This is a genomic window from Pseudomonas sp. NY15356 (genome assembly GCF_048068175.1).
Lineage (GTDB): Bacteria > Pseudomonadota > Gammaproteobacteria > Pseudomonadales > Pseudomonadaceae > Aquipseudomonas > Aquipseudomonas putida_K.
In genome coordinates, this window is sequence record NZ_JBLUPW010000015.1 from 46,000 (window position 1) to 64,894 (window position 18,895).

Annotated in this window: 18 protein-coding genes; 16 read left to right on the top strand and 2 right to left on the bottom strand. The window is 64.8% G+C overall.

Annotated features, from left to right (window positions below):
• The first annotated feature begins 207 nt into the window (after positions 1–207).
• From mraZ to lpxC, 16 genes are all read left to right on the top strand, one after another.
• Positions 208–663, top strand: a complete 456-nt coding sequence (mraZ, locus tag ACNFCI_RS13865) for a division/cell wall cluster transcriptional repressor MraZ (protein ID WP_011535546.1) — start codon at positions 208–210, stop codon at positions 661–663.
• A complete protein-coding gene (rsmH, locus tag ACNFCI_RS13870) occupies positions 660–1,607 on the top strand; it encodes a 16S rRNA (cytosine(1402)-N(4))-methyltransferase RsmH (RefSeq protein WP_084857267.1) in 948 nt (315 codons plus the stop codon). The genes mraZ and rsmH overlap by 4 nt, the downstream gene beginning before the upstream one ends.
• On the top strand, positions 1,604–1,897 hold the full coding sequence (ftsL, locus tag ACNFCI_RS13875) for a cell division protein FtsL (protein ID WP_070092339.1): 294 nt from the start codon (positions 1,604–1,606) through the stop codon (positions 1,895–1,897). The genes rsmH and ftsL overlap by 4 nt, the downstream gene beginning before the upstream one ends.
• Positions 1,897–3,651 carry a peptidoglycan D,D-transpeptidase FtsI family protein gene (locus ACNFCI_RS13880; RefSeq protein WP_368829390.1) on the top strand — a complete coding sequence of 585 codons (1,755 nt, stop codon included), beginning with the start codon at positions 1,897–1,899 and terminating at the stop codon, positions 3,649–3,651. The genes ftsL and ACNFCI_RS13880 overlap by 1 nt, the downstream gene beginning before the upstream one ends.
• Positions 3,651–5,138 carry a UDP-N-acetylmuramoyl-L-alanyl-D-glutamate--2,6-diaminopimelate ligase gene (locus tag ACNFCI_RS13885; RefSeq protein ID WP_084857271.1) on the top strand — a complete coding sequence of 496 codons (1,488 nt, stop codon included), beginning with the start codon at positions 3,651–3,653 and terminating at the stop codon, positions 5,136–5,138. Before ACNFCI_RS13880 ends, ACNFCI_RS13885 begins: the two co-directional genes overlap by 1 nt.
• Positions 5,131–6,498, top strand: a complete 1,368-nt coding sequence (locus ACNFCI_RS13890; RefSeq protein ID WP_084857273.1) for a UDP-N-acetylmuramoyl-tripeptide--D-alanyl-D-alanine ligase — start codon at positions 5,131–5,133, stop codon at positions 6,496–6,498. The genes ACNFCI_RS13885 and ACNFCI_RS13890 overlap by 8 nt, the downstream gene beginning before the upstream one ends.
• Complete coding sequence (mraY, locus tag ACNFCI_RS13895; protein WP_084857275.1) at positions 6,498–7,580, top strand: phospho-N-acetylmuramoyl-pentapeptide-transferase; 1,083 nt, start codon at positions 6,498–6,500, stop codon at positions 7,578–7,580. The genes ACNFCI_RS13890 and mraY overlap by 1 nt, the downstream gene beginning before the upstream one ends.
• A 6-nt stretch (positions 7,581–7,586) precedes the next feature.
• On the top strand, positions 7,587–8,933 hold the full coding sequence (gene murD / locus ACNFCI_RS13900) for a UDP-N-acetylmuramoyl-L-alanine--D-glutamate ligase (protein WP_084857277.1): 1,347 nt from the start codon (positions 7,587–7,589) through the stop codon (positions 8,931–8,933).
• Complete coding sequence (ftsW, locus tag ACNFCI_RS13905; RefSeq protein WP_084857279.1) at positions 8,930–10,144, top strand: putative lipid II flippase FtsW; 1,215 nt, start codon at positions 8,930–8,932, stop codon at positions 10,142–10,144. The genes murD and ftsW overlap by 4 nt, the downstream gene beginning before the upstream one ends.
• Positions 10,134–11,213 carry an undecaprenyldiphospho-muramoylpentapeptide beta-N-acetylglucosaminyltransferase gene (murG, locus tag ACNFCI_RS13910; RefSeq protein ID WP_084857281.1) on the top strand — a complete coding sequence of 360 codons (1,080 nt, stop codon included), beginning with the start codon at positions 10,134–10,136 and terminating at the stop codon, positions 11,211–11,213. Before ftsW ends, murG begins: the two co-directional genes overlap by 11 nt.
• On the top strand, positions 11,206–12,660 hold the full coding sequence (gene murC, locus ACNFCI_RS13915; RefSeq protein WP_324815387.1) for a UDP-N-acetylmuramate--L-alanine ligase: 1,455 nt from the start codon (positions 11,206–11,208) through the stop codon (positions 12,658–12,660). The genes murG and murC overlap by 8 nt, the downstream gene beginning before the upstream one ends.
• Positions 12,657–13,613, top strand: a complete 957-nt coding sequence (locus tag ACNFCI_RS13920; protein ID WP_084857285.1) for a D-alanine--D-alanine ligase — start codon at positions 12,657–12,659, stop codon at positions 13,611–13,613. Before murC ends, ACNFCI_RS13920 begins: the two co-directional genes overlap by 4 nt.
• Before the next feature lie 5 nt (positions 13,614–13,618).
• On the top strand, positions 13,619–14,488 hold the full coding sequence (locus ACNFCI_RS13925) for a cell division protein FtsQ/DivIB (protein WP_084857287.1): 870 nt from the start codon (positions 13,619–13,621) through the stop codon (positions 14,486–14,488).
• 14 nt (positions 14,489–14,502) lie between these two features.
• Complete coding sequence (ftsA, locus tag ACNFCI_RS13930; protein WP_084857289.1) at positions 14,503–15,759, top strand: cell division protein FtsA; 1,257 nt, start codon at positions 14,503–14,505, stop codon at positions 15,757–15,759.
• Positions 15,760–15,814: 55 nt separating this feature from the next.
• Positions 15,815–17,011: a cell division protein FtsZ gene (ftsZ, locus tag ACNFCI_RS13935; RefSeq protein WP_084857291.1), complete on the top strand. Its 1,197-nt coding sequence runs from the start codon at positions 15,815–15,817 to the stop codon at positions 17,009–17,011.
• A 112-nt stretch (positions 17,012–17,123) separates the two neighbouring features.
• Positions 17,124–18,035 (top strand): UDP-3-O-acyl-N-acetylglucosamine deacetylase, encoded by a 912-nt coding sequence (lpxC, locus tag ACNFCI_RS13940; RefSeq protein WP_070092350.1) that lies wholly within the window; start codon positions 17,124–17,126, stop codon positions 18,033–18,035.
• 86 nt (positions 18,036–18,121) lie between these two features.
• Here lpxC and ACNFCI_RS13945 read toward each other — a convergent pair whose 3' ends face one another.
• Positions 18,122–18,577, bottom strand: a complete 456-nt coding sequence (locus ACNFCI_RS13945) for a DUF721 domain-containing protein (RefSeq protein ID WP_084857293.1) — start codon at positions 18,575–18,577, stop codon at positions 18,122–18,124.
• A 32-nt stretch (positions 18,578–18,609) separates the two neighbouring features.
• On the bottom strand, positions 18,610–18,738 hold the full coding sequence (locus tag ACNFCI_RS13950) for a hypothetical protein (protein ID WP_301178466.1): 129 nt from the start codon (positions 18,736–18,738) through the stop codon (positions 18,610–18,612).
• Positions 18,739–18,895 lie beyond the last annotated feature (157 nt).

Below are 18,895 nucleotides of genomic sequence, written 5' to 3' on the forward strand. Positions count from 1 at the left end.
TGAACTTGATTTTTCTCGCCAGTTTTTCCTTCCGGTAATGCTTCCTCCTTCCTTTGTTGCGCTAAATCTCCGTCCTGTAAGGGATTTCCTTCTGAACGTGCCTTGACGGTGTGCCGGACGGATTCCTATAGTGTGCGCAAGTGGCAGAAAGTGGGATGAAGTGGGTTTTCTGACACAAAAAAGCTAACATTGTGGGGAATCGCAGCCGTGTTCCGCGGAGCTAACGCCGTCAGCCTCGATGCAAAGGGCCGACTCGCCATGCCGAGTCGGTACCGTGACGAGCTCGATTCGCGTTGCAATGGTCAATTGATCGTGACCATCGACGCGGTGGACCCCTGCTTGTGTGTTTATCCCCTCGATGAGTGGGAACAGATAGAAGCCAAGTTGCGTGCCTTGCCGTCGCTGCGTGAGGAAAACCGCCGTTTGCAGCGTTTGCTGATCGGTAATGCGGTGGACCTGGAGCTCGATGGCAGTGGCCGTTTCCTGGTACCGCCCCGCCTGCGCGAATACGCCAAGCTCGACAAGAAGGCGATGCTGGTGGGGCAGCTGAACAAATTCCAGCTGTGGGATGAGGATGCCTGGAACGCGGTTTCGGCAGCTGATCTTGCAGCTATCCAACAACCGGGCGCCATGCCCGACGATTTGCGTGACCTGATCCTGTGACGATAGATAGCGGCTTCAACCACATCACCGTGCTGCTCGACGAGGCTGTCGAGGCATTGGCCCTGCGCGCCGACGGTTGCTATCTGGACGGCACGTTCGGCCGGGGCGGGCATAGCCGCCTGATCCTCAGCAAGCTCGGGCCGCAAGGGCGGCTGCTGGGCTTCGACAAAGATCCACAAGCGATTGCCACGGGGCAAGCGCTGGCGGCCGAAGACGGCCGCTTTGTCATTGTGCAGCGCAGCTTTGCCGAGATGGGCGATGAAGTCGCCCAGCGTGGCTTGGACGGCAAGGTCAGCGGCGTACTGCTCGACCTGGGCGTGTCGTCGCCGCAGCTGGACGACCCAGAGCGCGGCTTCAGCTTCCTCAATGATGGCCCTTTGGATATGCGCATGAACCCGGACCAGGGCATCAGCGCTGCCGAGTTCATCGCCACCGCACCCGAAGAAGAAATCGCCCGTGTCTTCAAGGAGTACGGCGAAGAGCGTTTCGCCAAGCGCATGGCGCGCGCCGTGGTGCAGCGCCGCGAGCAGCAGCCGTTCACCCGCACGGCCGACCTGGCCGAAGTCCTCAAGGTCGCCAACCCGGCCTGGGAGAAGGGCAAGAACCCGGCGACCCGCGCCTTCCAGGGCCTGCGCATCCATGTCAACAACGAACTGGGCGACCTGGAGGCGGGCCTGGAGGCTGCTATCGAGGCGCTGGAGGTCGGTGGCCGCCTGGCGGTGATCAGCTTCCACTCGCTCGAAGATCGCATCGTCAAGCTGTTCATGCGCAAACTGGCCAAGGGCGAGGCGGACAACCTGCCGCGCAACCTGCCGGTGCAGCACAAGGTGTTCGAGCCGAAGATCCGCCTGATCGGCAAAGCACAGTTCGCCTCTGAAGCCGAACTCAAGGCCAACCCGCGGGCGCGCAGCGCCGTCATGCGGGTGGCGGAGAAATTGCGGTGAGCCGGCTGTTCGCCAAGCCCCTGCCAGGCGGAAGCTTCCTGATGCTTCTGCTGTTCGTCGGCGTCCTGGTTTCGGCCATTGCCGTGTCCTACAGCGCCCACTGGAACCGCCAACTGCTCAACACGCTGTACGGTGAACTGAACGAGCGTGACAAGGCCCAGGCCGAATGGGGCCGGCTGATCCTCGAGCAAAGCACATGGACGGCTCACAGCCGTATCGAGAACCTGGCCTCCGAGCAATTGAAGATGCGCGTGCCGGCCGCCGACGAAGTGCGGATGGTGGCGCCATGATGAAGCTTGAAGGCGCACTCTACCCCTGGCGCTTCCGGGTGGTGATCGCATTGCTGGCGTTGATGGTCGGCGCGATCGCCTGGCGCATCATCGACCTGCAGGTGGTCGACCGCGACTTCCTCAAGGGCCAGGGCGATGCCCGCAGCCTGCGCCATATTCCCATTCCCGCGCACCGTGGCCTGATCACCGACCGCAACGGCGAGCCGTTGGCAGTCAGTACGCCGGTCACCACCTTGTGGGCCAACCCCAAGGAAATGCAGGCCTCCCGCGAGCGCTGGCCACAACTGGCCGCCGCACTCGGGCAGAACCCGCAGCAGCTGGCCGACCGCCTGACCCAGCAGGCCGGCAAGGAATTCATCTACCTGGTGCGAGGCCTGACCCCGGAGCAGGGGCAGCAGGTGCTTGACCTCAAGGTGCCGGGTGTCTACGGCATGGAGGAATTCCGGCGCTTCTATCCGGCCGGTGATGTCACCGCGCACATGGTCGGTTTCACCGACCTGGACGACCACGGTCGCGAAGGGGTGGAGCTGGCCTATGACGAATGGCTCGCCGGGGTGCCCGGCAAGCGGCAGGTGATCAAGGACCGGCGCGGCCGGTTGATCAAGGACATCCAGGTGACCAAGAACGCCAAGGCCGGCAAGACCTTGGCGTTGTCGATCGACCTGCGCCTGCAATACCTGGCCACCCGCGAGCTGCGCAACGCCATCGCCGAGCAGGAAGCCAAGGCCGGCAGCCTGGTGATCATGGACGTCAAGACCGGCGAGGTCCTGGCCATGGTCAACCAGCCGACCTACAACCCGAACAACCGCCGCAGCATGTTCCCCGCGGCCATGCGCAACCGGGCGATCATCGACGTGTTCGAGCCAGGCTCCACGGTCAAGCCGATCTCCATGAGTGCCGCCCTGCAGAGCGGTCGCTGGAAACCTACCGACAAGGTCGAGGTCTACCCCGGCAGCCTGCAGATCGGCCGCTACACCATCAAGGACGTGTCCCGCAGCGAGGGGCCGATCCTCGACCTGACCGGCATCCTGATCAACTCCAGTAACGTGGGCATGAGCAAGATCGCCTTCGACATCGGCGGCGAGGCGATCTACCGGGTCATGTCGCAACTGGGGCTTGGCCAATACACCGGCTTGGGTTTCCCGGGCGAGCGCGTTGGCAACCTGCCTAACCATCGTGAGTGGCGCAAGGCTGAAACCGCCACCTTGTCCTATGGCTATGGCGTTTCGGTGACCGCTTTGCAACTGGTGCATGCCTACGCGGCCTTGGCCAACGACGGCAAGATGGTGCCGTTGTCCATCGTCAAGGTCGACAAGGCTCCTGATGCTGTGCAGGCGATCCCGAAAGATACGGCTGAGACCGTCCAAGCGATGTTGCAACAGGTGATCGAGGCGCCGCGGGGCGTGTTCCGTGCGCAGGTGCCGTTCTATCACGTGGGCGGCAAGTCGGGTACGGCGCGTAAGGTTTCCGTGGGCGCCAAGGGCTACCGGGAAAACGCCTACCGCTCGTTGTTCGCGGGCTTCGGCCCGATGAGCGACCCGCGCTACGCCATCGTCGTGGTCATCGACGAGCCGAGCAAGGGTGGCTATTTCGGCGGTCTGGTATCGGCCCCGGTATTCAGCAAGGTGATGTCGGGCACCCTGCGCCTGATGAACGTGCCGCCGGACAACCTGCCACCGCCACCGCCCCCTTCGGCGACCCAGCCCCAGACCCAGCAGGCCAGCGCAGTACCCGCCAATGGAGGGCGTGGTTGATGACAATGCCATTGAGCAAGCTTTTCGCCCATGCCAGCCGCGATCCGTTGATCCGCGAGCTGACCCTCGACAGCCGGCTGGTCCGGCCGGGTGACCTGTTCCTGGCGGTGCCCGGTGCCAAGGTCGACGGCCGTGCGCACATTGCCGATGCACTGGCTCGCGGCGCTGCCGCCGTAGCCTACGAAGAGCAGGGCGCCAGCGTCCTGCCGCTCACCGAGGCGCCCTTGATCCCGGTGCGTGGCCTGATCGGCCAGTTGTCGGAGATCGCCGGGCGCTTCTACGGCGAGCCCAGCCGCCAGCTCGACCTGGTGGGTGTCACCGGTACCAACGGCAAGACCAGCGTCACCCAACTGGTGGCCCAGGCCCTCGATGCGTTGGGCCAGCGCTGCGGGCTGATCGGCACGCTGGGTACCGGTTTCTATGGCGAGCTGCGCAGCGGCCGCCTGACCACCCCAGACCCTATCGCTGTGCAGGCGACCCTGAACGACCTCAAGAAAGGTGGCGCCAAGGCCGTGGCCATGGAAGTTTCCTCCCATGCCCTGGAACAGGGCCGGGTCGCCGCCCTGGCCTTCGATATCGCGGTGATGACCAACCTGTCCCGCGATCACCTGGACTACCACGGCAGCATGGAGGCCTACGAGGCCGCCAAGGCCAAGCTGTTCGCCTGGCCGAACCTGCGTTGCCAGGTGGTCAACCTGGACGATGAGTTCGGGCGTCGCCTGGCTGAAGACTTTGCCCGGCGTCCGAGCCCCGAGCATGTCGAAACCCGGCTGCTCAGCTACAGCCTGGAAAACCCGGACGCCTCGCTGTTCTGCCGCGAAGCCCATTTCGATGACGATGGCGTGCGCGCCATCCTCGTCACCGCCCAGGGTGAACATACCCTGCGCAGCCAGTTGCTGGGCCGCTTCAACCTGAGCAATATGCTCGCCGCGGTCGCCACGCTGTTGGCGCTGGACTACCCGCTGGACGAAATCCTCAAGGTCACCCCGCAGCTGCAAGGCCCAGTCGGTCGCATGCAGCGTCTGGGAGGCGGCGACAAGCCGCTGGTGGTGGTCGACTACGCCCACACCCCGGACGCCCTGGAAAAAGTACTGGAAGCCTTGCGCCCCCACGCCCACGGCCGCCTGCTGTGCCTGTTCGGCTGTGGTGGCGACCGCGATCGCGGCAAGCGTCCGCTGATGGCCGAAGTGGCCGAACGCCTGGCCGATCGCGTGCTGGTCACCGATGACAACCCGCGCACCGAAGACCCCCTGCGGATCTTCGATGACATCCGCCCCGGCTTTGCCAGGCCCGCCGAGGTCGAGTTCGTCGCCGGCCGTGGCGAGGCCATCGGCCACCTGATCGCCACGGCTGCGGCTGACGATGTGATCGTGCTGGCCGGCAAAGGGCATGAGGACTATCAGGAGATCGACGGCCAGCGCCATGACTTCTCCGACTTGATCGAAGCCGAAAAGGCACTTGCAGCCTGGGAGGCGACCGATGCTTAAGCCCATGACACTCAGCCAGCTGGCCGCGCCGCTGCAGGCGCGTGTGGTCGGTGCCGATGCCCGCTTCACCGGCGTGAGCATCGACAGCCGGACCGTGGCCGCCGGCCAGCTGTTCGTCGCCCTGGCCGGGCCGCGTTTCGATGGCCACGATTACCTGGCCGATGTGAAGGCAAAGGGCGCCGTCGCCGCCCTGGTCGAGCGCGAAGTCGCCGATGTCGACCTGCCGCAGCTGCTGGTCGCAGACTGCCGCGTCGCCCTGGGCCAGCTCGGCGCCCTGAACCGTGCCGCGTTCGACAAGCCGGTGGTGGCCATCACCGGCTCCAGCGGCAAGACCACGGTCAAGGAAATGCTGGCCAGCATCCTGCGTACCCGTGGCCCGGTGCTGGCGACCCGTGGCAACCTGAACAACGACCTCGGCGCGCCGCTGACCTTGTTGGAGATCGCGCCTGAACACAGCGCCGCGGTGATCGAGCTGGGGGCCTCGCGTATCGGCGAGATCCGCTACACCGTCGGCCTGACCCAACCCCAGGTGGTCATCATCAACAATGCCGGCACTGCCCATGTGGGCGAGTTCGGTGGCCCCGAGAAGATCGTCGAGGCCAAGGGCGAGATCCTCGAAGGCCTGAGCGAGGGGGGGACCGCCATCCTCAACCTGGCCGACAAGGCCTTCGATACCTGGCGCAGGCGTGCGGGCGAGCACCGCGTCCTGAGTTTCGCCCTGGACAACCCGCAGGCCGACTTCCACGCCAGCGACATCGGTCGCGACGCCCGGGGCTGCCCGTCGTTCACCTTGCATGGCCCGGACGGCAGCGTCCCGGTGCAACTGAACCTGCTGGGCATCCATAACGTCAGCAACGCCTTGGCTGCCGCAGCCGCCGCCCATGCCGTCGGTCTGGGCCTGAGCGGTATCGCCGCAGGCCTTGGCGCTGTGCAACCGGTCAAGGGCCGTACCGTGGCGCAGATCGCGCCCAATGGCGTGCGAGTGATCGACGACAGCTACAACGCAAATCCCACCTCGATGTGCGCCGCCATTGATATACTCGCCGGCTTTTCCGGCCGCACCGTCCTGGTGCTCGGGGATATCGGCGAACTGGGGCAATGGGCGCAGGAAGGCCACCGTCAGGTGGGCGACTATGCACGCGGCAAGGTCGACGCCCTGTACGCAGTGGGTACCAACATGGCCCATGCGGTTGCGGCGTACGGTGCCAATGGCCGTCATTTCGCTACTCAGGCTGAGCTTATCGATGCCGTTCGCGCCGAGACTGCCAGCGACACCACTATCTTGATCAAGGGCTCGCGCAGCGCTGCGATGGAAAACGTCGTGGCGGCCTTGTGCGGTGCCAGCGGGGAGAAACATTAATGCTGCTGCTGTTGGCTGAGTATCTGCAACAGTTCCACAAGGGCTTCGCGGTCTTCCAGTACCTGTCCCTGCGCGGGATCCTGGGCGTGTTGACCGCATTGTCCCTGGCGCTGTGGCTGGGGCCGTGGATGATCCGTACCCTGCAGATTCGCCAGATCGGTCAGGCCGTGCGCAACGACGGCCCGCAATCGCACCTGTCCAAGTCCGGCACCCCGACCATGGGCGGTGCGCTGATCCTGTCCGCCATCGGCATCAGCACCTTGCTGTGGGCCGACCTGACCAACCGTTACGTCTGGGTCGTGCTGATCGTGACCCTGCTGTTCGGCGCCATCGGCTGGGTCGATGACTACCGCAAGGTGATCGAGAAGAACTCCCGCGGGCTGCCAAGCCGCTGGAAGTACTTCTGGCAGTCGGTGTTCGGTCTGGGCGCCGCAGTGTTCCTCTACATGACTGCGCCGACCAGCGTGGAGACCACCCTGATCGTGCCGATGCTCAAGGATGTGACCATTCCGCTGGGCATCGGCTTCGTCGTGCTGACCTATTTCGTCATCGTCGGCTCGAGCAACGCGGTCAACCTGACCGACGGCCTCGATGGCCTGGCGATCATGCCGACGGTGATGGTCGGCGGTGCCCTGGGCATCTTCTGCTACCTGTCGGGCAACGTGAAGTTCGCCGAATACCTGCTGATTCCCTACGTGCCGGGCGCCGGCGAGCTGATCGTGTTCTGCGGCGCGCTGATCGGTGCCGGGCTGGGCTTCTTGTGGTTCAACACCTATCCGGCACAGGTCTTCATGGGCGACGTCGGCGCATTGGCGCTGGGCGCGGCCCTGGGCACCATCGCGGTCATCGTTCGCCAGGAGATCGTGCTGTTCATCATGGGCGGCGTGTTCGTCATGGAGACCCTTTCGGTGGTGATCCAGGTGGCCTCCTTCAAGCTGACCGGCAAGCGCGTGTTCCGCATGGCGCCGATTCACCACCACTTTGAACTCAAGGGTTGGCCCGAGCCGCGGGTGATCGTCCGATTCTGGATCATCACCGTGATTCTGGTGCTGATCGGCCTTGCCACCCTGAAACTGAGGTAGACGAGCGTGTCACTGATCGCTTCCGACCAATTCCGCATCGTTGTCGGCCTCGGCAAGAGCGGCATGTCCCTGGTTCGCTTCCTGGCGAACCGGGGCATCGCCTTTGCGGTCGCCGACACCCGCGAGCAGCCGCCGGAACTGGACACCCTGCGCCGTGAATACCCGCAGGTGGAAGTGCGCTGTGGCGAATTGGACGTGGACTTCCTGTGCCGCGCCAGCGAACTCTATGTCAGCCCTGGCCTGGCCCTGGCCACCCCGGCGCTGCAGCAGGCTGCCGCACGTGGCGTGAAGCTGTCCGGCGACATCGAGCTGTTCGCACGTTTCGCCAAGGCGCCGATCGTCGCCATCAGCGGTTCCAATGCCAAGAGCACCGTGACCACCCTGGTCGGCGAGATGGCGGCCAAGGCCGGCAAGCGCGTGGCCGTGGGCGGCAACTTGGGCACTCCAGCGCTGGACCTGCTGGACGACGCCGTGGAGCTGTACGTTCTTGAGCTGTCCAGCTTCCAGCTGGAGACCACCGACCAGCTCAACGCCGAAGTGGCCACCGTGCTGAACATCAGTGAAGACCACATGGACCGCTACAGCGGTCTGCCGGCCTATCACCTGGCCAAGCACCGGATCTTCCGTGGCGCGCGTCAGGTGGTGGTCAACCGCCAGGACGCCCTGAGCCGGCCTTTGCCGGTCGAAGGCCGCCCATGCTGGACCTTCGGTCTCAATACTCCGGACTTCAAGGCCTTCGGCTTGCGTGAAGTGAACGGCGAGAAGCACCTGGCCTTCGAGTTCCAGGCATTGATGCCGGTGCGCGAGCTGAAGATCCGTGGTGCCCACAACCAGAGCAACGCCCTGGCCGCCCTGGCCCTGGGCCATGCCGTGGGCCTGCCGTTCGCCCCGATGCTCGAGGCCCTGCGCGAATTCGCCGGGCTCGCCCACCGCTGCCAATGGGTGCGCGAGCGCAATGGCGTCAACTGGTACGACGACTCCAAGGCCACCAATGTCGGTGCCGCCCTGGCGGCGATCGAAGGCCTGGGCGCGGATATCGACGGCAAGCTGGTGTTGATCGCCGGTGGCGATGGCAAGGGCGCAGATTTCTCTGCCCTGCGCGAACCAGTGGCGCGTTTCTGCCGCGCGGTGGTGCTGCTCGGCCGTGACGCTGAACGCCTGGCCGAGTCGCTGGGCGAGGGCGTGCGCCAGGTCAGGGTCAAGACCCTGGACGAAGCGGTGCAGCAGTGCGCCGAGCTGGCCCAGCCAGGGGACGCCGTGCTGCTGTCGCCGGCCTGCGCCAGCCTGGACATGTTCAAGAATTTCGAAGAACGCGGGCGCCTGTTCGCCCAGGCGGCGGGAGGGCTGGCATGATCTTCGGCATCCTCAAGCCCTACCCATCGCCACTGATCAGCGGTCGCGGCATCGACCTGGACTTCGCCTTCCTCGCCGGTTGCCTGGCGCTGCTCGGCCTGGGCCTGGTGATGATCACCTCGGCGTCGTCGGAAGTCGCCGCGGTACAGTCGGGCAACCCGCTGTACCACATGTTCCGGCACTTGGTGTATGTAGCCCTGGGCCTGGTCGCCTGCGGCGCCACCCTGCTGGTCCCGATCGCCACCTGGCAACGCATGGGCTTCACCATGCTGGTTGGCGCCTTCGGCCTGCTGGTACTGGTGCTGGTGCCGGGCATCGGCCGGGAAGTGAACGGCTCGATGCGCTGGATCGGCTTCAGCTTCTTCAACGTCCAGCCTTCGGAGATCGCCAAGGTCTTCGTGGTCATTTACCTGGCTGGCTACCTGGTTCGCCGGCAACAGGAAGTGCGCGAAAGCTGGATGGGCTTCTTCAAGCCGTTCATCGTCCTGCTGCCGATGGCGGGCCTGCTGCTGATGGAGCCGGACTTCGGGGCCACCGTGGTCATGATGGGCGCCGCGGCGGCCATGCTGTTCCTCGGCGGGGTGGGTCTGTTCCGCTTCAGCCTGATGGTGGCGCTGGCGGTGGTGGCGGTGTTCGTCCTGGTCCAGGCGCAACCCTACCGGATGGCGCGCCTGATCACCTTCACCGACCCGTGGGCCGACCAGTTCGGTTCCGGCTACCAGCTGACCCAGGCGCTGATCGCCTTCGGTCGCGGCGAATGGCTGGGCGTGGGCCTGGGCAACAGTGTGCAGAAGCAGTTCTACTTGCCCGAGGCGCACACCGACTTCGTGTTCTCGGTACTGGCCGAGGAGCTGGGTGTGGTCGGCTCGCTGTGCACCGTGGCGCTGTTCGTCTTCGTCACCGTGCGTGCCCTGTACATCGGCCTATGGGCCGAGAAGGCCAAGCAGTTCTTCGCCGCCTACATGGCATTCGGCCTGGCTTTCCTGTGGATCGGCCAGTTCCTGATCAACATCGGGGTGAACGTCGGCCTGCTGCCTACCAAGGGCCTGACCTTGCCGTTCCTCAGCTACGGCGGCAGTTCCCTGGTGATCTGCTGTGCCTGTGTGGGCTTGTTGCTGCGCATCGAATGGGAGAGCCGCACGCACCTGGGCAGCGAGGAGCACGAATTCAAGGAAAGCGATTTTGCCGAGGAGACCTATCATGGCCGCTGACGGCAAGAACGTCCTGATCATGGCTGGCGGCACCGGAGGGCATGTGTTCCCGGCCCTGGCCTGTGCCCGCGAATTCCAGGCCCGCGGCTACAGCGTGCACTGGCTGGGTACCCCGCGTGGCATCGAGAACGAACTGGTGCCCCAGGCGGGCCTGCCGCTGCACCTGATCCAGGTTAGCGGCCTGCGCGGCAAGGGCAAGCTGTCGCTGCTCAAGGCGCCGTTCACCTTGGTCAAGGCTGTGCTCCAGGCGCGGCGTGTCATTCGTCAGCTCAAGCCGGTATGCGTGCTGGGCTTCGGCGGTTATGTGACCGGCCCCGGCGGCGTTGCCGCACGGCTGTGCGGCGTTCCGCTGGTGATCCACGAGCAGAACGCCCGGGCCGGTACCGCCAATCGGCTGCTGGTGCCATTGTCGGCCCGTGTCTGCGAGGCTTTCCCGGACACCTTCGGGGCCAGCGACAAGCGCCGCACCACCGGCAATCCGGTACGCCCGGAACTGTTCCTGGACGCCCATCGCACGCCCCTGGCCGAGCGCCGTGCACGCCTGTTGGTACTCGGCGGCAGCCTGGGTGCGGAACCATTGAACAAATTGCTGCCTAAGGCCCTGTCGGAAGTGCCCGCCAGTGTACGCCCAGAGGTGTTCCACCAGGCCGGCAAGCAGCATGCGCCGATCACCGCCGAGCGTTATCGCGAGGCCGGGGTCGAGGCTCAGGTAGAGCCCTTCATCAAGGATATGGCCCACGCCTATGGCTGGGCCGACATGGTGGTCTGTCGGGCCGGTGCCCTGACCGTCAGCGAACTGGCGGCCGCAGGCCTGCCCTCGGTGCTGGTGCCCTTGCCCCACGCCATCGATGACCACCAGACCCATAACGCCCAATACCTGGCACGTGAAGGCGCCGCCTTCCTGATGCCACAAGCGACAACTGGCGCAGCGCAGCTCGCTGAACGCCTGAACGAGGTGCTGATGCAACCCGAGAAACTCAACACCATGGCCAGCACCGCACGGCGCCTGGCCAAACCTGCCGCAACCAGCACCGTGGTCGACATCTGCCTGGAGGTGGCCCATGGTTGAGAGCCAGAAAGCCATGCCCCAGCCGAAGATGGGCCGTATCCGTCGTATCCACTTCGTCGGTGTCGGCGGCGTGGGCATGTGCGGCATCGCCGAAGTGCTGCTGAACCTGGGTTACCAGGTGTCCGGCTCCGACCTCAAGGCCTCGCCGGTTACCGAGCGCCTGGAGTCGTTCGGTGCCGAGATCTTCGTCGGCCACCGCGCCGAGAACGCGGCCAACGCCGATGTGCTGGTGGTATCCAGCGCGATCAACCCGGCCAACCCGGAAGTTGCCACCGCCCTGGAACGTCGCATTCCCGTGGTGCCGCGCGCCGAGATGCTCGCCGAGCTGATGCGCTACCGCCATGGCATCGCCGTGGCCGGCACCCATGGCAAGACCACCACCACCAGCCTGCTGGCTTCGGTATTCGCCGCCGGCGGCCTGGACCCGACCTTCGTCATCGGCGGCCGCCTGACCGCGGCCGGCACCAACGCCCAGCTCGGCACCAGCCGCTACCTGATCGCCGAGGCGGACGAGAGCGACGCCAGCTTCCTGCACCTGCAGCCGATGGTCGCGGTGGTCACCAATATCGACGCCGACCACATGGCTACCTATGAAGGCGACTTCAACAAGCTGAAGAAAACCTTCGTCGAATTCCTGCACAACCTGCCGTTCTACGGCCTGGCGGTGATGTGCCTGGACGACCCGGTGGTGCGTGAGATCCTGCCGCAGGTCAAGCGCCCGACCGTCACCTACGGCTTCAGCGACGAGGCCGACATCCGCGCGATCAACGTGCGCCAGCATGGCATGCAAACGCACTTCACCGTGTTGCGCCGCGACCGCGAGCCGCTGGACGTCTCGGTCAACATGCCGGGCAACCACAACGTGCTCAATGCCCTGGCCACCATCGCCATTGCCACTGACGAAGGCATCAGCGACGAAGCCATCGTCCAGGGGCTGTCCGGCTTCCAGGGCGTCGGCCGACGCTTCCAGGTGTATGGCGAGCTGCCGGTCGAAGGTGGCAGCGTGATGCTGGTCGACGACTACGGCCACCACCCGACCGAAGTGGCTGCGGTGATCAAGGCGGTGCGTGGCGGCTGGCCGAGCCGGCGCCTGGTGATGGTCTACCAGCCGCACCGCTACAGCCGTACCCGCGACCTGTACGACGATTTCGTGCAGGTGCTGGCCGACGCCAACGTGCTGTTGCTGATGGAGGTGTACCCGGCCGGCGAAGAGCCGATCCCCGGTGCCGACAGCCGCCAGCTGTGCCACAGCATCCGCCAGCGCGGCCAGCTGGACCCGATCTACATCGAGCGTGGTGTCGACCTGGCACCGCTGGTCAAGCCGCTGCTGCGCGCCGATGACATCCTGCTGTGCCAGGGCGCCGGTGACATCGGCGGCCTGGCCCCGCAACTGATCAAGAGCCCGCTGTTCGCTGGCGCCGTCGCCAGCCCGGAGAAGTCGAAATGAGCAGCGCATACGCCAAGTTGCATTCCACCCTGGACGTGAAGGCCTTCGGGCGGGTCGCCGTGCTGTACGGAGGCAAGAGCGCCGAGCGCGAAGTCTCGCTCAAGTCTGGCAAGGCCGTGCTGCAGGCACTGACCGACGCCGGTGTCGACGTGGTCGGCATCGACGTAGGCGATGACCTGCTGGCTCGCCTGCAGAGCGAGAAGATCGACCGCGCCTTCATCATCCTCCATGGTCGTGGCGGCGAAGACGGCAGCATGCAGGGCCTGCTGGAGTGCTTGGGCATTCCCTACACCGGCAGCGGCATCCTCGCCTCGGCGCTGGCCATGGACAAGCTGCGTACCAAGCAGGTCTGGCAAAGCCTGGGCATCCCGACCCCGCGCCACGCCGTGCTGGGTAACGAAAACGATTGTGTCGAGGCCGGCACGGAACTGGGCTTCCCTTTGATCGTCAAACCGGCCCATGAAGGTTCCAGTATCGGCATGGCCAAGGTGAACAGCGTCGAAGAGCTGGTTGCTGCCTGGAAGGATGCCGCCAAGTACGATTCCCAAGTGTTGGTCGAACAGTGGATTCGCGGCCCGGAGTTCACCGTCGCGGTGCTGCGTGGCCAGGTACTGCCGCCGATCGCGCTGGGCACCCCGCATGTGTTCTACGACTACGACGCCAAGTACATCGCCAATGACACCCAGTACCGCATCCCGTGCGGACTGGACAGTGCCAAGGAACAGGAACTGATCGACCTGACCGCACGCGCCTGCGATGCCATTGGCATCGAAGGCTGGGGCCGGCTGGACGTGATGCAGGACGAGCAGGGCCGGTTCTGGCTGCTCGAAGTCAACACCGCACCCGGCATGACCGACCATAGCCTGGTGCCCATGGCGGCCCGCGCGGCCGGCCTGGACTTCCAGCAATTGGTGCTGGCGATCCTGGCCGCCAGCGTCGAGACGCGAGGTTAACAGCCATGCAAGGCGCGATGTTACGTCATCAGCAACCCGCCACCGGCCGTAGCAAGCCGGTGCCGCGTGGTGCCAGCCGACTGGTGGCCAAGGAGCCAATGTCGGCGCGCCTGCCCAAGGCCAACTTCAGTGTGTTCAAGCGCCTGCTGTGGCCGGTGCTGCTGGTGGCCGCGGGCTTCGGTGCCTATGAAGGTGCCGTGCGCCTGATGCCGTACGCCGACCGTCCGATCACCAAGGTCGCCGTGCAGGGCGACCTGAGCTACATCAGCCAGCAGGCGGTGCAGCAGCGGATCGCGCCCTACGTGGCGGCGAGCTTCTTCAGCGTCGACCTCACAGCGATGCGTACGGAGCTCGAACAGATGCCGTGGATCGCCCATGCCGAAGTCCGTCGTGTCTGGCCGGACGAGGTGGTGATCCGCCTGGAAGAACAGTTGCCGGTGGCGCGCTGGGGCGACGAGGCCCTGCTCAACAACCAGGGGCAGGCCTTCACCCCGCGCGAGCTGGCCAACTATGAGCATCTGCCGCAGCTGTTCGGGCCGCAGCGCGCTCAGCAACAAGTCATGCAGCAGTATCAGGTATTGAGCCAGATGCTGCGCCCCTTGGGCTTTTCCATCGCTCGCCTGGAGCTGCGCGAGCGAGGCAGCTGGTTCCTGACCACCGGCGCGGGCAGCGCTGGGCCTGGGATCGAGCTGCTGCTGGGGCGCGACCACCTGGTGGAGAAGATGCGCCGTTTCATTGCCATTTACGACAAGACACTCAAAGAGCAGATCACAAACATCGCCCGCGTTGATCTGCGGTACGCCAACGGGCTTGCCGTTGGCTGGCGGGAACCGATTGCACCGACGACGGCCCAACCCGCCGTTGCGAAGAATTAGAGAGAGGCAGGACCATGGCAAACGCGCATAGCGGCAAAATGATCGTCGGGCTGGACATCGGCACCTCCAAGGTGGTGGCGCTGGTGGGTGAAGTGGCCGACGACGGCTCCCTGGAGATCGTGGGGATCGGCACCCACCCGTCCCGCGGCCTGAAGAAGGGCGTGGTGGTGAACATCGAATCGACCGTGCAGTCGATCCAGCGCGCCGTGGAAGAGGCGCAGCTGATGGCCGGCTGCCGCATCCACTCGGCGTTCGTCGGTGTCGCCGGCAATCACATCCGCAGCCTGAACTCCCACGGCATCGTCGCCATCCGCGACCGGGAAGTGAGCACCGCTGACCTCGAGCGTGTGCTCGACGCTGCCCAGGCTGTAGCCATTCCGGCCGACCAGCGGGTGCTGCACACCCTGCCGCAGGACTACGTGATCGACAACCAGGAAGGCGTGCGCGAGCCCCTGGGCATGTCGGGCGTACGTCTGGAGGCCAAGGTTCACGTGGTCACCTGCGCGGTCAATGCCGCGCAGAACATCGAAAAATGTGTGCGCCGCTGCGGCCTGGAAATCGACGACATCATCCTCGAGCAGTTGGCCTCGGCCTACTCGGTGCTGACCGATGACGAAAAAGAACTGGGCGTGTGCCTGGTGGACATCGGTGGAGGCACCACCGACATCGCCATCTTCACCGAAGGCGCTATCCGCCACACCGCGGTGATCCCGATCGCCGGCGACCAGGTGACCAACGACATCGCCATGGCCTTGCGTACGCCGACCCAGTACGCCGAGGAAATCAAGATCCGCTACGCCTGCGCCCTGGCCAAGTTGGCCGGCGCCGGCGAGACCATCAAGGTGCCGAGCGTGGGCGATCGCCCGCCGCGCGAGCTGTCGCGCCAGGCCCTGGCCGAGGTGGTGGAGCCCCGTTACGACGAGCTCTTCACCCTCATCCAGGCCGAGCTGCGTCGCAGCGGTTACGAGGACCTGGTGCCGGCCGGCATCGTCCTTACCGGCGGCACCGCGAAGATGGAAGGCGCCGTGGAATTGGCCGAGGAAATCTTCCACATGCCGGTACGCCTGGGCGTGCCGCACAGCGTTCGGGGGCTGAGCGATGTAGTACGCAACCCGATCTATTCCACCGGCGTGGGCCTGCTCACCTATGGCCTGCAAAAGCAGACCGAGGACCTGCCCTTGACCGGTAACAGCAGCAACAACAGCTATGGCGATGAACCGAAGGCCCCGGTGCTTGAGCGATTCAAGCGTTGGGTCCAGGGCAACTTCTAAGTTTCAAAGCAGTAGTGGTAGGCGCAAAAACTAGAGAACTGTAAGGAGAGGGAAAATGTTCGAGCTCGTAGACAACGTCCCGCAAAGCCCGGTCATCAAAGTGATCGGTGTCGGCGGTGGTGGCGGCAACGCCGTCAACCACATGGTCAAAAGCAACATCGAAGGCGTCGAGTTCATCTGCGCCAACACCGATGCACAGGCGCTGAAGAACATCGGCGCGCGCACCATCCTGCAACTGGGTACCGGCGTCACCAAGGGCCTGGGTGCAGGTGCCAATCCGGAAGTCGGCCGCCAGGCTGCGCTGGAAGACCGCGAGCGCATCGCCGAAGTGCTGCAGGGCACCAACATGGTGTTCATCACCACCGGCATGGGTGGCGGTACCGGTACCGGTGCTGCGCCGATCATCGCCGAAGTGGCCAAGGAAATGGGCATCCTCACCGTTGCGGTGGTGACCCGTCCGTTCCCGTTCGAAGGCCGCAAGCGCATGCAGATCGCCGATGAAGGCATTCGCATGCTGGCCGAGAGCGTCGACTCGTTGATCACCATCCCCAACGAGAAGCTGCTGACCATCCTGGGCAAGGATGCCAGCCTGCTGTCTGCCTTCGCCAAGGCCGACGACGTACTGGCCGGTGCCGTACGCGGTATCTCCGACATCATCAAGCGCCCAGGCATGATCAACGTCGACTTCGCCGACGTGCGCACCGTGATGGGCGAAATGGGTATGGCAATGATGGGTACCGGTTGCGCCAGTGGCCCGAACCGTGCCCGCGAAGCGACCGAGGCGGCGATCCGCAACCCGCTGCTCGAGGACGTCAACCTGCAGGGCGCCCGCGGCATCCTGGTGAACATCACCGCAGGCCCGGACCTGTCCCTGGGCGAGTACTCCGACGTCGGTAGCATCATCGAAGCCTTTGCCTCCGACCACGCGATGGTCAAGGTCGGCACCGTGATCGACCCGGACATGCGCGACGAACTGCACGTGACCGTGGTGGCCACCGGCCTGGGCGCGCGCATCGAGAAGCCGGTCAAGGTCGTGGACAACACCCTGCAGAACGCCCAACAGGCCTACGAGGCGTCCATCCCGGCACCGGCCCGCCAGGAGCAACCAGCGGTCAACTACCGTGACCTGGAGCGTCCGACCGTGATGCGCAACCAGGCCCATGGCGGTGCTGCCGCAGCCGCTAAACTCAACCCACAGGATGATCTGGACTACCTCGACATCCCGGCGTTCCTGCGTCGTCAGGCCGATTAATGGAATTTATCAGGGGTATAGGGGTGATTGGTGTTCAGCAAAGGCCGGGTCTGTTATCATCCCCAGCCTTTGTTGATACCTGTTCGCAATTTGCGCTGAAGCGGCCAATGCCATGATTAGACAACGCACCCTGAAGAATACCATCCGTGCCACAGGTGTCGGCCTGCACTCCGGGGAGAAGGTCTACCTGACCCTCAAGCCAGCGCCTGTGGACACCGGCATCGTCTTCCGCCGTGCCGACCTCGACCCTGTCGTCGAGATCCCGGCGCGCGCGGCCAACGTCGGCGAGACAACCATGTCGACGACGCTGGTCAACGGTGACGTAAAGGTCGATACGGTCGAGCACCTGCTCTCCGCTATGGCGGGCCTGGGCATCGATAACGCCTACGTCGAGCTCTCCGCCTCGGAAGTACCGATCATGGATGGCAGCGCGGGCCCCTTCGTATTCCTGATTCAATCCGCCGGCCTGGAAGAACAGGACGCAGCCAAGAAGTTCATCCGCATCCTGCGCGAAGTGACGGTGGAGGAGGGCGACAAGCGCGCTACCTTCCTGCCTTTCGACGGGTTCAAGGTGAGCTTCGAGATCGACTTCGATCATCCGGTACTGCGCAACCGGACCCAGAGCGCCAGCGTCGACTTCTCCAGCACGTCGTTCGTGAAGGAAGTCAGCCGCGCCCGTACCTTCGGTTTCATGCGCGACATCGAGTACCTGCGCAAGCACAACCTTGCGTTGGGCGGCAGTGTGGAAAACGCCATCGTGGTCGATGAGGACGGCGTGCTCAACGAAGACGGCCTTCGTTACGAAGACGAATTCGTCAAGCACAAGATCCTCGACGCCATCGGCGACCTCTACCTGCTGGGCAACAGCCTGATCGGCGAGTTCAAGGGCTACAAGTCCGGACACGCGCTGAACAACCAGCTGCTGCGCAAGCTCATTGCCGAGAAAGACGCCTGGGAAGTGGTCACCTTCGAAGATGCCAGCACGGCACCGATCTCCTACATGCGCCCTGTTGCGGCCGTGTAAGTTCGAACACTCTCTAGTTCATTGAGGCCACCTTCGGGTGGCCTTTTTTATGCTTGCTGACGGAGCGCGAAGCGGTCCCAGTGGGCCTATCGCTTGTCGCGGGCGTGACTGGCCAACCGCTCCAGGGCTGCGCGCAGCCTGGGGTCGGCAATGCCTTCGGCCGAATCGCGAATGCTCTCGGCTGCCTTGCTCGACAGTTCGACCCCTTGCCCCTCGCGCTTGGCCGGGACCAGCGGCGGCTGCACCTTGAACAGGATGCGCTGCAGGTTGCCGAACGCCTCCAGCGTTTGCAGCTGACGTTGCAGCCTTTTCTGCTGGTAGCGCAGGCGTGTCGCCCAATGACCATCCGTCACCACCAGCAACAATGTGCCATCGCGCCAGGACGCCACATGGCAATGCTCGCGAGCAGCCGGCTGCAGCTGGCTCTCCAGCAGGCGCTGCAGGTATTCCAGGCGTTCGGCCTGGTTGAGCAGCAGGCGCAGCGGCCGGGCCTGGCGTAGCAGGGCGGCCGGTGGGCGGGCGGGGGAGGGCTTGTAGGCCATTGGAGTACACAGTGGGTTGCTGGGTGGCCATCTTAACAGAAGCTGCACGCCTCACGGCCTGTCTTGCCGAACCCCTGCGGGAGCAGGCCTGTCCCGCGATTGGGCAGTAAACGCAACGCAACCGCCTGATCCGCTTCGGAAATGTCCCAGATACGTTTCATCTTCCAGCACCTTGAACTTGCCCGAAAAGCCCTTATGTTAGGAGGGCCCCCGCCAAAGCGCTGTGCCAGCATCGTGGAAATCCACCACTTTCCTCACCATCGTTTCCGGGTAGAATGCTCGTTCGCATGCAGCCCATGGGCTGCACGGGCGACTCAC